This is a genomic window from Bdellovibrionales bacterium (genome assembly GCA_019750295.1).
Taxonomy (GTDB): domain Bacteria; phylum Bdellovibrionota; class Bdellovibrionia; order Bdellovibrionales; family JAGQZY01; genus JAIEOS01.
In genome coordinates this window covers 166,445-182,116 of the sequence record JAIEOS010000008.1, presented here as the reverse complement: position 1 = coordinate 182,116, position 15,672 = coordinate 166,445, and the positions used below count along the sequence as shown (strand labels likewise).

At 46.2% G+C, this 15,672-nt stretch carries 15 protein-coding genes; 4 read left to right on the top strand and 11 right to left on the bottom strand.

What is annotated here, in order from left to right; genetic code table 11:
- The first annotated feature begins 1 nt into the window (after position 1).
- Both K2Q26_02515 and K2Q26_02510 read left to right on the top strand, forming a co-directional pair.
- Positions 2-1,015 (top strand): hypothetical protein, encoded by a 1,014-nt coding sequence (locus K2Q26_02515; GenBank protein ID MBY0314364.1) that lies wholly within the window; start codon positions 2-4, stop codon positions 1,013-1,015.
- 1 nt (position 1,016) lies between these two features.
- Positions 1,017-2,093 (top strand): hypothetical protein, encoded by a 1,077-nt coding sequence (locus K2Q26_02510; GenBank protein MBY0314363.1) that lies wholly within the window; start codon positions 1,017-1,019, stop codon positions 2,091-2,093.
- On the opposite strand, the gene K2Q26_02505 is transcribed toward K2Q26_02510, so the two are convergent.
- The 4 genes from K2Q26_02505 to K2Q26_02490 are packed head-to-tail and all read right to left on the bottom strand — an operon-like array spanning position 2,090 to position 6,203.
- On the bottom strand, positions 2,090-3,169 hold the full coding sequence (locus tag K2Q26_02505; protein ID MBY0314362.1) for an anhydro-N-acetylmuramic acid kinase: 1,080 nt from the start codon (positions 3,167-3,169) through the stop codon (positions 2,090-2,092). The two genes, K2Q26_02510 and K2Q26_02505, sit on opposite strands and share 4 nt — an antisense overlap.
- A gap of 11 nt (positions 3,170-3,180) precedes the next feature.
- Positions 3,181-4,161: an NDP-sugar synthase gene (locus K2Q26_02500; protein ID MBY0314361.1), complete on the bottom strand. Its 981-nt coding sequence runs from the start codon at positions 4,159-4,161 to the stop codon at positions 3,181-3,183.
- Positions 4,158-5,198 carry a phosphotransferase gene (locus tag K2Q26_02495; GenBank protein ID MBY0314360.1) on the bottom strand — a complete coding sequence of 347 codons (1,041 nt, stop codon included), beginning with the start codon at positions 5,196-5,198 and terminating at the stop codon, positions 4,158-4,160. Before K2Q26_02495 ends, K2Q26_02500 begins: the two co-directional genes overlap by 4 nt.
- A gap of 39 nt (positions 5,199-5,237) precedes the next feature.
- Complete coding sequence (locus K2Q26_02490) at positions 5,238-6,203, bottom strand: hypothetical protein (protein ID MBY0314359.1); 966 nt, start codon at positions 6,201-6,203, stop codon at positions 5,238-5,240.
- 541 nt (positions 6,204-6,744) lie between these two features.
- On the opposite strand from K2Q26_02490, the gene K2Q26_02485 reads away from it, so the two are divergent.
- The gene (locus tag K2Q26_02485; protein MBY0314358.1) at positions 6,745-7,359 is read left to right on the top strand and encodes a 3'-5' exonuclease; all 615 of its coding nucleotides are present in this window, start codon (positions 6,745-6,747) and stop codon (positions 7,357-7,359) included.
- Positions 7,360-7,550: 191 nt separating this feature from the next.
- On the opposite strand, the gene K2Q26_02480 is transcribed toward K2Q26_02485, so the two are convergent.
- The 7 genes from K2Q26_02480 to mdh are packed head-to-tail and all read right to left on the bottom strand — an operon-like array spanning position 7,551 to position 13,959.
- Positions 7,551-8,768 carry a hypothetical protein gene (locus tag K2Q26_02480; GenBank protein MBY0314357.1) on the bottom strand — a complete coding sequence of 406 codons (1,218 nt, stop codon included), beginning with the start codon at positions 8,766-8,768 and terminating at the stop codon, positions 7,551-7,553.
- A 25-nt stretch (positions 8,769-8,793) separates the two neighbouring features.
- Entirely contained in the window at positions 8,794-9,708 is a 915-nt protein-coding gene (locus tag K2Q26_02475) for a helix-turn-helix domain-containing protein (GenBank protein ID MBY0314356.1), read from the bottom strand.
- Positions 9,709-9,716: 8 nt separating this feature from the next.
- Positions 9,717-10,472: a tetratricopeptide repeat protein gene (locus K2Q26_02470; protein ID MBY0314355.1), complete on the bottom strand. Its 756-nt coding sequence runs from the start codon at positions 10,470-10,472 to the stop codon at positions 9,717-9,719.
- Positions 10,473-10,523: 51 nt separating this feature from the next.
- A complete protein-coding gene (ndk, locus tag K2Q26_02465) occupies positions 10,524-10,952 on the bottom strand; it encodes a nucleoside-diphosphate kinase (GenBank protein ID MBY0314354.1) in 429 nt (142 codons plus the stop codon).
- 15 nt (positions 10,953-10,967) lie between these two features.
- Positions 10,968-11,837: a succinate--CoA ligase subunit alpha gene (gene sucD / locus K2Q26_02460; protein MBY0314353.1), complete on the bottom strand. Its 870-nt coding sequence runs from the start codon at positions 11,835-11,837 to the stop codon at positions 10,968-10,970.
- Entirely contained in the window at positions 11,837-13,006 is a 1,170-nt protein-coding gene (sucC, locus tag K2Q26_02455; protein MBY0314352.1) for an ADP-forming succinate--CoA ligase subunit beta, read from the bottom strand. The genes sucD and sucC overlap by 1 nt, the downstream gene beginning before the upstream one ends.
- An 8-nt stretch (positions 13,007-13,014) precedes the next feature.
- Positions 13,015-13,959, bottom strand: a complete 945-nt coding sequence (mdh, locus tag K2Q26_02450; GenBank protein ID MBY0314351.1) for a malate dehydrogenase — start codon at positions 13,957-13,959, stop codon at positions 13,015-13,017.
- 244 nt (positions 13,960-14,203) lie between these two features.
- On the opposite strand from mdh, the gene K2Q26_02445 reads away from it, so the two are divergent.
- On the top strand, positions 14,204-15,427 hold the full coding sequence (locus K2Q26_02445; protein ID MBY0314350.1) for an isocitrate dehydrogenase (NADP(+)): 1,224 nt from the start codon (positions 14,204-14,206) through the stop codon (positions 15,425-15,427).
- Positions 15,428-15,672 lie beyond the last annotated feature (245 nt).

Here is a 15,672-nt window from a genome sequence, read left to right as displayed (position 1 = left end):
TATGAAAAAACTAATTATCATAGCCGTTTGCTTACAGTTAACTTTGCAGCCGATGGCTCAGGCCAATAATGGCTGTGAGACTGCGATCACTTGCGCGGTGACCTCGACGAATCGTGGAGATCGAGATGCGGTGAGTGCGGGCGGTGCTGTAAATACCGGAAGCACTACCACAACAACGACAACTCCAGGAAGAACGTCCTCCTCGCGCGGTGAGTCCTCTAACGGATCAACCGCTGGAACTTCTGGGCTTACCGGTAACGGAACGGGAGCTTTTCAACAGGCACAAAAAGCAAAGGATGATGCCAATACAAAAATGATCATGGGTGCTGCGATTGCGGCAATGAGTTTGCCCGGTTGTATGGCCAAACAAGTCATGTCTTGTGTAATGATGGCCGCAGGTATTGCTTTAGCTGCCTTTGCCAAAGGTAAAAAAGATGAAGCCCAAGATCTTCAGAATAATTTAGGAGTCGCGTCTACTGGAGGATCAGGCACTCCCGGTTCCACAACAACGACAAGCACATCAGGTAATGAGACCGAAGGTTCAAATGCCGAAGGCCAACTGAATACACTTCGTGGTCAACTGGCGGGTGCAGGTTATACCGTGGGCGCCGATGGCACCATCACAGGTCCCAATGGAAGCCAAGCGAATGCCTTTGGTTTAAATCCGGCAGCTCTCAAAGGAATGGGAATGAGTCAGAGTGATGCCGATCGATTCGCTAGTGAATTTGAAAAAAGAGCGGCAGAAGCTGCCAAAAAAGCACCGATCAATGTCGCATCGTCTGAAGGTGGTGGCGGCAGTGGTGGTGGAAGTGCGGCCGGTGTTGGCGGAGATCCTTCGAATGCTCCCGGCGCGAACACCGCGAAGTCCGAAAGAACTTCGATCGATCGCGATCCAGCAGCCTGGGCGGGATATTTCAAACAACATGGCGATTCATTAATTGGTGTTTCACAATCCGATATTTTTTTAATGGTTCACAATCGCGTGCAAATTGAACGTAAGGCAATGGGGCATTAGTATGAAGTTTTTATTTTTTATTATTCCTCTCACGTTACATCTCCATGCAAATGCATCGGGTCAGTGTCAACAGGCGAAGGCGACGGCGAAGAGAGATTGCTCTCCAGCCATGTTAGAGCAAGCCCGTGTCGCTTTAGATGGCGGCTCTGCAGCCATCAGTGGAACCGGGCAAGGGGCAGCGAATACAACTCAAGATTCTATCTCGAGCGTCCAGGCAGCGATGGCAAAATCAAATATTGATAGCGCCAAATGTAAGAAATCCATCGAGACCTGTAGCACCCAATGCAATCAACAAGCTCAGCAGGAAAATGCTCAAATGCAGGCTGCACTCGCGCAGCAAAGTCTAGCTGCCGCCAAGGAATGCACTCAAGGCGAACCTCAGAGAAATTTGCAGGCTGCAAAAAAGAACGAGATGGACATGAGCAAAATGCTTGCGGCATTGATGCAACTTTTAGCCGCACTGATGGGACAGGACAAAGGACAGAATCCACAAACTGCCGCTCAAGATACAAGTTGTCGCGGAACCGGAGCTGGAACTCCGGCGTGTACGCAGACGGCCAACAATACGACAAGCGATTTTACGACAGGCGGATATCGTGATGGCGAAGGCGCGGCGGGAGAGGGCGATCTTGCGATGGCAGCGAATGATCCCGCAGCGGGAACTGCAAAAGGCCTGGAGTATTCAAAAGGCTTTGGCGGTGGTGGTCCTGGGGGCGGTGGCCTCGGCGGTGCGGGCGGAATTTCTCCCTCCTCTTCCAGAGCTCGCGATGATATCGGTAAAGACAACAGCCCACGTATTAATTTTGGCGCGGGTGCCGGCGGTGGCGGAAGTGGTGGTGGTCGCGGCGGCGGAGGCGGTGGTGGTCCGATGATGGCCAATCATAACAACGCACCTTCGACGAAATCTTCCGAAGGCATCGATAAACAAGTTCAAATTGCAGCCGACAAAGCCTTACAAGCTCGTGGTTTGGCTTCCGATGGTCCTCTTGGAGGAATCACTGGTGCTCACTCACTCGATAACTTCACCAAGGTGGAGCGTCGAATTAATGCCGAACGCAACGGACTCCGAGAGCATTAAAATTCGCAAATTTGCCCGTGCAATCCATCTTTTCCACCTGTGATGGTGGAAAGGTTCACGCGGATTTTTTTATAGCGAAGGTAGGCGAGAAGCGCGAAGGCTCCGCCCTCGATCGTTTCGGCGGGCCAGCCTAGATCTGCAGACGTTTTCACATCCACTTCCGGAAGATTAATTTTTAAACGCTTCATCAAGTACGTATTGTAAACTCCTCCACCCGAGAAAAAAATGGTCTTGGGAGTTTTCGGTGTCATCTCGTAGGCCTCGGCAATGCTTTGAACCGTGAGCTCTGTTAATGTGGCCAATTGATCTTTAAGATTCAATTTCGCAAATCGAGTGCCGCCATATTTTTTGATAAAATCTAAGTTAAATTCTTCGCGTCCGCAGCTTTTAGGAAAAGGCTTTTTAAAGAAGGGGTGCGAAAGAAATTTATTAAGCATCGCACTGTCGGGCAAACCTTGATGAGCCAATACGCCGTTGCGATCCATTTTTTTCTTACCTCGAGTTTTATACTCGATCCATGCGTCGAGCAGTATTGAGGCGGGCCCAGTATCGAAGGCGATAAAATTTTTGGCGTCAAAATAAGTGATATTACTGATGCCTCCTAAATTATGAAAAGCGGCCCCGTTTTTACTAAAGGGTTTTAACAAAAATTTATGAAACACCGGCGCTAACGGAGCTCCCTGGCCACCCGAGGCGATATCTGCAGCACGGAAATTAAAGACGACGGGGCATTGAGTGACTTTCGCAAGATAAGTCGACTCCCCAATTTGCAGTGTCGCTTTCGTCCCTTGGTGAAAAATAGTTTGTCCATGGAGTCCCACCAACTGGGCTTTGTAGGTAGAGTTCGACGCTGCTTTTGCATAAAAGCGCCCGAGAGCGTGGTGAAGTTCGCCCACTTCGTGGGACGAAGCTTTGCCTATGGTGGCTTTTAATAAAGCTTTGCGAAGAGCGTTGGGAAAAGGCACATATTTATGCTTTAGAAGTTTCATCGTTACCTGAGATGTCCCTTCAGCTTTGGTCCAAACGCAATCCACGCCATCTAGGCTAGTTCCGCTCATCATTCCAAGTACGATCATAGGTTCTCCTCTCAAAATAACAATTTTTGAGTCTGCGATTCGGTCACAAGGGCCCCGGGGCTAACGATCACATTGTTTAATACAATATTTTTATGGAGTTGCGACTCGGGAGCAATAAAAACTGTATTTTCCAGACGTAGGCTTTGTACGTCCATCTGAGATGGAAACGCCGTCTGGAGTTTGTCATTAAAGATCACCTTGAAATCAAATTTCAAATTAAAGCTATCGTAGATCTTTTGGATCGGATTCGACTTCGGGGACTGAGATGCAATCTGGATGAAATCTCGGTGAGCATGGATCAAATTATTAAAATTACCAGTTTCCCACCACTGACAACTGTCCTTAAGTGTACTCACTCTCTCGCCCTTGCGTAGCGCCGGAATCACCGCATCTTTAAAGATGTGAGATTCTCCCTGCGGCAGATAATTAAAAATTCGACGATTGTAGATTTTGTATCCGGTGAAGTGAACAGGTCTAGCGTCTTTGCCCGCAGGAGGAGTTTCACCAAAACCGAGTACAAAGCCTTCGCGGTCCACCCAGATGGGTTTGAGAGTTTTGAGCAGATCGGGGTGATCCGTGACAAGAAAGGTGGCTAAAGAATTGGTGCGCAGATGATGATCTTGAAGAGAGTTGAGAATACTCTCTTGAGAAGGAATCATCACTTCATCTCCGTTAATCACTAAAAAGTTATCACTAACTTCGAGCAATGCTTTTGCGTTCCAGATCGCGCCGCCGCTTCCTAATATTTTTTCTTTTTCCCAAGAGTATTCTACAGAAAAGTCTTTGAGGGCCTGGGCCTTAAACAAGGCCTGAATTTCGTGGGGCAAATGATGGAGATTTGCGATGACGCGATAATGATTAATTTTTTTTAAAAGATAGAGACTATAGTAGACGATCGGTATCCCAAACATACAGATAGCGGGCTTGGGTTTTCGATGGGTGTAAGGGGCTAAACGAGTCCCTAAACCTGCGGTGAGAATCAGAGCCTTCATGGGAGAGTGTCGGTCGGAGGAACCTGGAGCGAATCCATAATTTTACGCAGTGTCGGATACTCATTAAACTGCGTAAGGGTCGCGTTCACCTTGCCGAGTGTTCCTGGTAAATATTTAAGATATCTTTTGTCTTTTCGTTGCTGGTAAACCGCCGAAAAGGTTCCACAAGCTTTAAAGCATCGCTGCAAAGTCTGGAGTTGGAAGAAATACATAAATTCTTTTTTATCTTTAAACAGCTTTAAACCTTCTGGAAATTTTTCGAGGTAGTAATTGATGAGATTCTGCGAGGTTTGCTCACTCAGTTGCACGTAGGAATCGTGAATCAGGCTCACCAAGTCGTACTGAGGCGGACCCAATCGTGCATCCTGAAAATCAATAAGTACAGTGTGATCACCCTTAATCATCACGTTGCGAGAGTGGAAATCTCTATGGCAGATCACTTGGGGGAGTCGAGCGAGTCTTTCGGCGATACTTTTAAATTCGGCCTGGAGCTGGGCTTCGACGTCAGCGTTGAACGTGAGTTTACAGAGACCCTGAAGCAGATTTTTAAAAGTGTAATTGAGCTCCCATAGAAATTTTTCGACATCGAATTCAATCTTATAGGCGGTACAATGATCTTGATTCTTTTCGGTGAGATAGAGTCTATGAACTTTTATAAGCTCGTCGAGCGTTGATTTGTAATAGGGAAGGATATTTTCCTGGTTATGAAATTCCCAGAATTTTCGCTCCAAGGTTAAATCACCGAGATCCTCTAAAAGAAAGTAGCCTTTACTTTCATCATACGAAAAGATCTCGGGGACAGCGATATCATTGTTCTTGAAATATGTTTGGATGGAAATGAAGGGGAAAGTCTGTGGAGAAGTGAAGGGCTCCCACTCCATAAGTACCCAACTTTGGTTTCCTTCGAGAACGCGATAGTATTTTCGCGAAGACACATCGCCCGCCAGAGGAATGATGGAAGAAGGTACTTTTTTAAGCGCGTCCTTCAAAAAGGATTCAAATTTATCTGCATTAGGTAATGCAATACTAGCGACCATTGCTTAATGGTGTCGGAAAACGACACGAAATGCAAAGGTTTAGTGGAGCAGGGTCGGTGTCGCCTTGAGTAGCGGAACAATATTATAGCTCCGAGTATAAGGAGCCTTGTCTTTCTCGTTCCGGTCCCGACTGGTCACCATTTGCACAATGGTTTCCGCGCAGAGCTGTAGAGTTGCGAAGTTTGCGCCATGAGACTCGCGTTGATCGGAAAGAACATAAAAGAAGTGGAGTTGTTTTAAAAAATCGATGATCATCTGATCTTTGATCATGTCTAAATTTAATGAATCAATGGTGGCCACGATGAGTAGGTCTTGTTCCTGATGTATTTGCGACTTTAAGGTTTGGGTGAGAGTTTTCAGCTGCTGGTCTGATAAACTTCTTATGTTTGGAATAGCAATTGTGGTTGAGTTCAGTTCAAGTATGTCTTCCTTTGAATTTAGGAGTGCCGTAGAGTTTTCATCGAGAGTCAGTAGGCTTTGATTTTTAGAGACCTCATGGAGATGAACGAAAAGCTTTTGCAGATCTCCTCTATTGCGACCAAATAAAAGAATTTCGCGATTGAGAACCTCGACCGTATCGAAAATCCCATCTTTTTCTGGCTGAAGCATTTTTGACCAGTCGAGAGTTGTGAGTGGTTTTCGATGCCTATTGAGCGGGATAATTTTGCTTGGCGTGGCTTCAATTTGCATATGTTGGAGGATGTCTGTGGTTAAATCGAGTTTTGTCATAAGATCTAAGTAGGACTGTAAAGTCACATGGACGAGGTCGTTAATATTCTCTACGGTTTCTGGAAGTGGGGAGTTGACGTCGGTGACTTTGAATGTGGCGATCACCTTTTCTTTTTTATTATCGAAGATGGGGACTAAAACTTGTTTGTCTTTGGCAATGTATCCAAAGAGGGAATTGACATTCACTTTGTCATCCGCGCTGACGAGATCGAGTTCACTTTCGAATCCGAATTGAGACTTAATCATTTTTTGTAGCTGTCCAAGAATATTTTGCATCACATTTCTCTGTTTTCTTGCGTTGGTAATGTTGCTCTTATTTACAAAACACGTGCCGCTTTTGGGCTTTTAATGCGTGTTGAGTGCCAATCGGGTTTACGTCAGGTCTGTGTGAAATTCTAAGCACTTAATGGTTGCGGTGAAATGGTTTCAGAAGTGTATATGATATGGACAGGGGGAATTCGGGGTAATTGTTACAGGAATGGAAACCAAGCTCACAATTTTATCGTTTCCCTTTTGAAAGAGGACTGCGCGGACACGGGCTCCTGCCCTCGCCCGTTTCGCCGACGGGAAGTCGGCGATCGCATCACGCTAACGGGAGGTCCTTTCAGTCCTCTTTCAAAAGGGAAACGATAAAATTGTGAGCTTGAATGTACTAACTGAAATGACCCGCCTGAAGCTTTGGGTTTTGGGGTGGGGGTGGTTATTTTTTGGGCATTGGTGGGTTTAGCGATGCGGTAGGGGTTCCTTTCTGTTGATTTTGGGTGTTAGAGTTACTAATACAACAACTTCGGATGATTTGAGACCTAGTGGGGGATTCATGAGATTTGTGGCTTTTGATTTGGAAACGACGGGTACCGTGCCCGGAGTTGATAAGATCGTTGAGATTGGGGCTGTCCGTTATTTAAATGGTCAACCCGAGGCCACGTTTTCGACATTGATCGACCCTCGCCGTTCCATTCCTCCCGGAGCTTCCGCCGTCAATGGAATCACCGATGACATGCTTGTCGGCAAACCTTTTATCGAGAACATTCTGGATGCTTTCGCTGAATTTTGTGGCGACGCTGTCATGGTGGCTCACAATGCTCCCTTTGATTCTCAGTTTCTCACCGCGGATATCAAGCGCTTCGAATCGGAAAGTCCGCGAGGAATCGTCCTCGATACCTTACCGATGGCGCGCAAAATTTTCCCAGGGTTAGCCAATTATAAGTTGGGAACTCTGGTTCAACATCTTAAGATTGATGCGGGAACTTTTCACCGCGCCGAAGAAGATGCTTCGTATTGCGGACAGCTGTTCATTAAAATTACGGAAAGAGTATTTCAATCTCATCAAGACGTCGTCGTGGATAACTTAGTGGCTCTCACCGGAAAACCACCTTTCCGCTTCCCCGTCATCGAACGCCAACCCAAACAACTCAACCTCCTCGAACTCTAAAACCGCCATCCCGACCGAACGTAAACGGTAACCCAAAATGAATCTTCTCATCCTCTCTGGGTCATCAGAGGGATTCTATAAATGGTCGAAGTCGAGGCGCGCAGAAGCGCCCCGCGGAGGCGTACGTCAGTACGCCGCACAAGGGAAGCGACTAAGCAACGAAGGATTCGACCATTTATAGAATCCCGACCCTATCGGACGTAGAAGTTGTTAGTATAGATCCACGGAATCCAACGAATCTCGCCGGGGATGGGGAACTGGACGCGAACACGCACATAGACACGGTAGTTTCCAGTTTTATCGATATCAAACGACGAGTTTGGGCTTTTGCTCGTCGCAATTTCCTGACCGTTTCGCAGCAACTTCACTTCCAAATCTTTCGACGAGATGGGAGGTACATCGATCAGTAATTTGAGAGATTTGGTTAAAGGAATTTTTTCGCCCATCAGATAGGTGGCACCATCATTGGTCGACATGTAAGCGGCGAAGCCCTTAGGATTAGCCAGCGCATCTATAGAAAAATAGGAGTGTCCGTTCATCAATGCCGACTGAACTTTTTCCGAATCAATACTCTCTACGCCCGTGAGCTCCGATTTGAGTAAAATATGATTGCTAGCAAACTTAAAAGAGTCCTCGTAGGTGGGAAAAGAAATCGAAAATAGTCCAAGACTAAAAATTTTTCCGGTGGCATGGTTTCCCAGAAAACCGACAGTTTTCCTCTTCTCATTTAAGCTATCCCATAAGATCAATTCTTGAGTAGGGGCATCGACCAGGCGGAGCAATGCCACTTTGGGATTAAAGATATAAATGAATAAACTCCAAATGAACGAAGCTTTTTTGTTATTCCATGAGGACTGCCACATGTGCCGGAGATTCATAACCTCAATACCATTGAGTCCCTCTGGATAGGGGCCTTGCCATTGAAATCCTTGCTTAAAGGGGTGGGCCAGGACAATCGTCATGTGCTCGGCTTCGGTGGGAATGCGATTGAGAAAATCGTTGCTGACGGCGTTTGCCGAACCGATGGAGTCCATCTTTTTAAAAGCCTCGTGGCCGTAAAGTAATAAATGAGAATCGAGGTAGCTTATCTTTTTGCCGGTAAATAGTAAAACATCCTGACTATATCCATGGCGTTGGTGGAGAAGGTCGAAGTCATTCAGATCGGTGATGTAGACAAAGTTGAGATCTGCTTGAGATGCAGACGTCGCGATCTCGTTGATATCTGCACTCCCCTGGGAATATTTAGAGAGAACATGTGTGGCCCCATGATAATCAAAAAAGCGGGGGTGATTTCTTAAGGAGATATCTCGACGAATAAAAACATCATAACGGCTCAGAAAAATTCCAAAAATTAATGTGGCGACGATAATACTCGTTAAACTATAAAATAAAAATTTTGATAATTTCATAGTTCCCTGATTTCAACAGCGCCACCTATTCAAAAGCCAGAGTGACTTCCTGACCCAATTCGCCGGGAATTCCCACTTTGTCATTCGCCGTTACAATATTTACTCCGCCCGCATTGTCGATTTTAAGAGAAATTTTATCGGAATAATAAAATGTGTGCTTGCGGTTGGTTTTAAGATTTATCTTTTCTTTTTTACCTGTGCTCCATTCTGCTGCGATACTTACGGTTTCGAAAGCCTCGACCACGACCATCTTAGGGGTATTAATGACGGCCTCGTCTTTAACTTCCTCTTCCTCTTCTTTTTTTTCTTCTTTTTTGTCGTCTTCTTTTTTAGCAGTTGTAGTGGCCGCTTCCTTTTTTTCCTCTTTCGGAGGTGTCGAGTTGTCGGGTTTCGACTGAACAGCTTCCACGACTTCGGGTTTTTTCTCGATCGGTGGGGCGACCAGTGTGGTCAGCTCAGCCGGGGTGGCGGTTTCGGTCTCGGCCTGGGGCTTATGATAAGTTTCTTCGGAGTAAGAGATCATTTTCACACTAAAGAAGTAGATGGCTCCGATCAAAATAACCACGGTTCCGATTCCGAGAAGAGTTACAAAGCTTGAGGAAGTTCTAAACCACAACAGGTTCGTTTTATCGCCGATGGTGTTTTGCGCTGGGTTGGAGGATTTTTGCGGAACTGCGACGGTTGCGGCCACGACAGGAGCAGGAGCGCTCGACATTTCACTATCGTAAAGAGCGATGACTTCATCGACATTCAGCTGAATGCATTTGGCGTAGTGCTTAACGAATCCACGCACGATCGTTTTGTGAGGAAGTTGTGATGATAGACCCTCTTCCATTTTTCTCAAAATAGAAACTTGGATTTTAGTCTGAGCCGAAAGTTCCTCGAGAGATAAATTTTGCTCTAATCGACTTTTCTTTAATAATTCGCCAGTTGCCTTCATACGTTGCCTTACATTTTATTGAGTTTCATCACATCGACCATATTTTTCGCGCGATCCTGATACTCGCCATCAGGGTAGAGCAAAACGGTCTCATTCATCAAAGCTATGCCCTTCATGCGGTCGCCCGCTTTATAGTAGGCCATAGCAGCATAATAGTGGGCTTCATCAAATTTTTCCCGTTTACAGAGAGGAAGAGCCGAATCAAATATCGGAAGTGCGGCTTTGTAGTCCTTCATTTCGTAGAGGGCGCGACCATAATAACTGTAGGAGATACAGTTGTCCTTGAGAAGTTTAATAGACTTCTGAAAATGAGGAACGGCCGCGAGATAATTTTGATCTTTAAAATACGAAATTCCAAAATTAAGATGGGTCTTTGCTTGGCCGACATAAGTCAAATCTTGGGCGACGAGTTGTAATTGCACGCGCGCTAACTTGGTGTTTCCGATTTCAATCAGTGAGCGCGCCAAATTGTTGCGTGCCTCAGTAAAGTTCGGATCAAGATCTATGGCGTGTTGAAAGTGCGAGATCGAATCGTTGTATCGCTCCATCATAAAATAGGTGACGCCCAACTGGTTTTGTATCATTGGATTCTTCGGATCACTCTTCTGGGCTTGTCGGAGTGATTTTAACGCGAGAGCCGGATGCCCTTGCTCTAATTGAGAAGTTCCGAGCTGGAGATAGAGATGAGCCGTTTCTTTATCGCGGGTAAAGGTATTACAAGCCGTGAGAACAAGTGGGATGAGAATGGAAAGAAACAGCTTCATGCCTGCAATTATAGACTCAATTGCCTATGACATGAAGCTGTGGTGCGCAAATTACTGCTTATTTACGAATTCAGTTTCTTTGAAGAAAAGATTGAGTTCGCGAAGTGCGCTTTCAGGGCTGTCAGATCCGTGGACAGCGTTCTCACCCATATTGTCCCCGTAAAGAGCGCGAATGGTTCCTGGAGCCGCTTTAGCGGGATCAGTAGCGCCCATGATTTCGCGATTTTTGAGAACAGCGTTTTCCCCGTAAAGAGCCATCAACATCACAGGCCCAGATGTCATAAAGCTCACCAATTCGCCAAAGAAAGGTCGTGCTTTGTGCTCGGCATAGAACTCTTCGCAAAGTTTTTTGTCGATGGTTTGAAGTTTAGCCGCTGCGATTTTAAGACCATTTTTTTCGAAAATGGCAATGATCGATCCGATTGCATTTTTCTTAACCGCGTTGGGCTTAATAATACTAAAAGTAAGTTCTTTAGACATGATTTCTCCTATTTCCTATTTAAGACTGTTTTTAAGTGTTGTTCCAAGATCGCCAGGGCTACGAGTAATACTGCAACCTGCAGACTGTAGAGCCTCGAACTTACCTTCGGCCGTATCAGAGGCACCTGTGGCGATCGCGCCCGCGTGACCCATACGTTTTCCTTTAGGTGCCGTTGCTCCCGCGATAAACGCAGTGACTGGCTTTTTGAATTCGCGTTTGATGTACTCAGCGGCATCCACTTCCGCCGTTCCACCGATCTCTCCGATCATAATGACCGCATCAGTATCTTTATCTTTATTGTAGAGTTCTAGAACATCGATAAAGTTTGTTCCGTTCACGGGATCTCCACCGATACCTACACAGGTGCTCTGACCCAGACCCAATTGAGTCAATTGGTGAACGGCTTCGTAGGTGAGCGTACCGGAGCGAGAAAGTACACCAATGCGACCTGCTCTATGAATATGACCGGGCATAATTCCGATTTTGCACTGATCCGGAGTGATCACACCCGGGCAGTTCGGTCCGACAAGGCGAGTTTTTTTGCCTTTCATAAACTGGCGAACCTTAACCATGTCATTAATTGGAATCCCTTCGGTGATACAGATCACAAGAGGAATTCCTGCGTCCACAGCTTCCATGATCGCATCGGCAGCCATGGGTGGCGGAACATAAATCACAGAAGCGTTCGCTCCCGTTTTTTCAACAGCATCGTAGCAGGAATCAAAAACCGGAAGATCGATATGTTTAGTACCGCCTTTTCCCGGAGTCACTCCACCCACCATTTTTGTTCCGTATTTGATGGCCTGTTCGGTGTGAAAAGTTCCTTGGGCGCCAGTTAAACCCTGGCAAATGACTTTTGTATTTCTGTCGATAAGAATAGCCATTAGCGACCTCCTTTTACAGCAGCAACAATTTTCTGAGCGGCATCGTTGAGATCATTGGCTGGAGTGATGTTTAAACCGCTCTCGGATAAGATTTTTTTACCGAGCTCGACATTAGTTCCTTCAAGGCGAACCACCAATGGAACTTTAAGACCTAAGTCTTTAGAAGCCGCAATAACGCCCTCGGCGATGATGTCACACTTCATGATTCCACCGAAAATATTAACTAAAATTCCCTTAACATTCTTATCTTTAAGAATGATCTTAAATGCGGCCGTTACTTTTTCTTTGTTAGCGCCACCGCCCACATCTAAGAAGTTTGCCGGAGCTCCGCCTTGAAGTTTAATAATATCCATCGTGGCCATAGCTAGGCCTGCACCATTCACCAAGCAACCGATGTTCCCGTCGAGCTTAATAAACGCAAGGTCGTACTTGCTGGCTTCCAGTTCCGAAGCATCTTCTTCGGTGTCGTCTTTCAACTCTACTAGTTTAGGATGTTTGAAAAGAGCGTTGTTATCAAACGCCACTTTCCCATCTAAAGCCATGACATCGCCTTCTTTGGTCAAAACCATGGGATTGATTTCGATCATTTCGCAATCGAGATCCATATAAATGTTGTAGAGGCCTTTAAAATAAGTCGCTGCTTTTAAAGCCGACTTTCCGGTAAATCCTAACTTAAAGGCAAGATGTCGCGCTTGAAAGTCCGTCAGCCCGGTATTGGGGTCGATGGCGATGCTTTGGATTTTATCGGGATGCTTTTCGGCCACCTCTTCGATATCCATTCCACCTTCGGTGCTGGCGACCATTCCTACTTTGCCTTCAATCCGGTTTAAAAAGAAAGCCACGTAGTATTCTTTTTGAATATTACAGCCTTGCTCGATGTAAACCTTATGAACTTTTTTGCCTTCAGGTCCAGTTTGCGGAGTGATCAACTGCATTCCGATGATTTCCGAAGCGAGTTTTTTAACTTCCTCGACAGATTTGGCGAGTTTTACTCCGCCCCCTTTACCACGTCCACCCGCGTGGATTTGCGCTTTTACCACCCAAACAGGGCCACCTAAGTTTTTCGCAGCAGCCTCTGCCTCGGCCGGTGTGTGAGCCAATTGTCCTTTAAGGACGGGCAAACCATATTCTCTAAAAATAGATTTGGCTTGATATTCGTGAATGTTCATTCTAGCTCCTAGTAGTCTAACTTTTTAAGGGCGTTAACGAGTTCTTCCACTTGCTTTCGGGAATGCTCGAGGCCCGCTTTTTCTTCATCGTTCAATTTCAATTCGAAAACTTTTTCCATACCGTCGCCACCGATCTGGCAGAGAACCCCAATAAACAATCCTTTAATACCGTATTCTCCTTCGAGAAGGGCGGCACAAGGGAGGACTCGCTTTTGATTCTTAAGGATCGCTTCGGCCATTTGCACGGCACTGGCTGATGGGGCGTAGTAGGCCGAGCCCGTTTTTAACAATTCAACGATCTCCGCTCCGCCCTTGCGCGTGCGCTCCACCAGTTGATCAATTTTTTCTTTAGGAAGCACTTCAGTGAGTGGAATTCCTCCCACGGAGCAATGGCGAGGCATTGGAACCATCGTGTCTCCATGTCCGCCGAGGACAAAAGCGTTAATATCTTTGACGCTAAAGCCAGTGGCCTCAGAAATAAATGTACGGAAGCGGGCGCCATCAAGAACTCCGGCCATACCGATAATGCGGTTGCGCGGGAAGCCCGTCACTTCTTTGGCCACAAAAGCCATCGCATCGAGCGGGTTACTAACGATAATGACCACCGAGTTCGGTGCATATTTCTTAACACCTTCGCTGGCGGCCTTAACAATTTTCGCATTAGTCGCCAAGAGGTCGTCACGGCTCATGCCCGGCTTGCGAGGCATTCCGGCGGTGATGATCACCACATCAGAATCGGCGATATCTTTATAATCCGAAGTTCCCTTGACCACAGAATCGAAGCCTTCTACGGGAGAGGCTTCGTACAAGTCAAGAGCCTTACCTTTAGCGGCCCCTTCGTTGATATCGAGAAGGACCACGTCGCCGAGCTCCTTTGTCGCCGCCCAGTGGGCGCAGGTTGAGCCGACAAAGCCGGCGCCGATAACAGATATTTTCTTACGAGTGTGTTTCATAGAATTTCTCCTGATGTACGTCATGCTTAGGCAGTGTCATCCCTCGCTTTCGCTGAGGAGGACTTCTGTCGGGCGACGACTAAATTTATATGAAGTATACTTCTCATATTTTCACTCGCAAAACAGCTAAATTTTGGAAATTTTCCGAGCGGACATTAACGCTCTGCTCAAGCCGAAGGACCCATCGACAATTTAACAAAATTCTGAATATAGTAGCTGCAAATCACGCAATAGAAAGGCTTCTATGAAAAAGATCAAAGTAGCAAACCCGGTTGTGGAGCTTGATGGCGACGAAATGACCCGTATTATTTGGCATTTCATTCGCGAAAAACTCATTCTTCCTTATCTTGAACTCGATATTAAGTACTTTGATCTCGGCATGGAAAATCGCGATAAAACCGACGATAAAGTGACCGTGGAGTCCGCCGAAGCCATCAAAAAATACAATGTCGGCATCAAATGCGCGACCATCACCCCGGATGAGGCTCGAGTTAAAGAGTTTAACCTTAAACAGATGTGGAAATCCCCCAACGGCACCATTCGTAACATTCTCGACGGGACGGTATTTCGTGAGCCCATCATTATAAAGAACATCCCTCGATTAGTTCCTCACTGGACTCAGCCCATTTGCATCGGGCGCCATGCTTTCGGTGACCAATACAGAGCGACCGACTTCGTAACTAAGGGCAAGGGGAAGCTGACGATCACTTTCGAAGGTGAGAATGGCGAAAAGATTTCTCATGAGGTCTATAAGTTTAATGGGAACGGTGTCGCTTTAGCGATGTATAATACCGACGAGTCCATCCAAGGATTCGCTCACTCCTGCTTTAATGTTGCTCTACAGAAAAAATGGCCGCTCTACTTATCGACAAAAAACACAATTCTTAAAAAATACGATGGACGTTTTAAAGATATCTTCCAAGACGTTTACGAAAAAAACTTTAAAGCTCAGTTTACTGATCTCGGCTTAACCTACGAGCATCGGTTGATCGACGACATGGTCGCATCGGCGATCAAATGGAGTGGTGGCTTTGTTTGGGCTTGTAAAAACTATGATGGCGACGTTCAATCGGACATCGTGGCTCAAGGATTCGGTTCATTAGGGCTAATGACTTCCGTTTTGGTCACTCCTGATGGAAAAACCATGGAGTCCGAAGCGGCTCACGGCACAGTGACTCGCCACTATCGTATGCATCAACAGGGAAAAGCGACCTCGACGAACCCGATCGCTTCTATTTTTGCCTGGACTCGAGGCCTAGAGCATCGTGGAAACTTGGATAAAAATTCGGAATTGATTAAATTCTGCCAAACTTTAGAGAAAGTTTGCGTTGAGACCGTAGAGTCTGGAAAAATGACCAAGGATCTCGCCGCATGTATTTATGGAGATAAAGTGACTCCCGATAAATACATGAACACCGTTCCTTTCTTAGAAGCCATCGATGCGAATCTTCAAAAAGCGTTGGGTTAATTTATTGTAAACGGTCCTCGGACTTCCGAGGACTTATACTGAGATCATTTCCTGAGGTGCAAAAGCGACCGCTCCGGGTAGGCCGTCAGCCACATCTTTGAACACTATTAAGATACTCGTTCTCCCATCTTTTCCTCCCTAACAACCCCCCAATCGCCTAGGGCGACGAAGCTCGACGGGTCCGGTAAAGACGAAAATAAATATCCAGTATCCGAACATCGTAACACTATAAATCGCAAGAACGG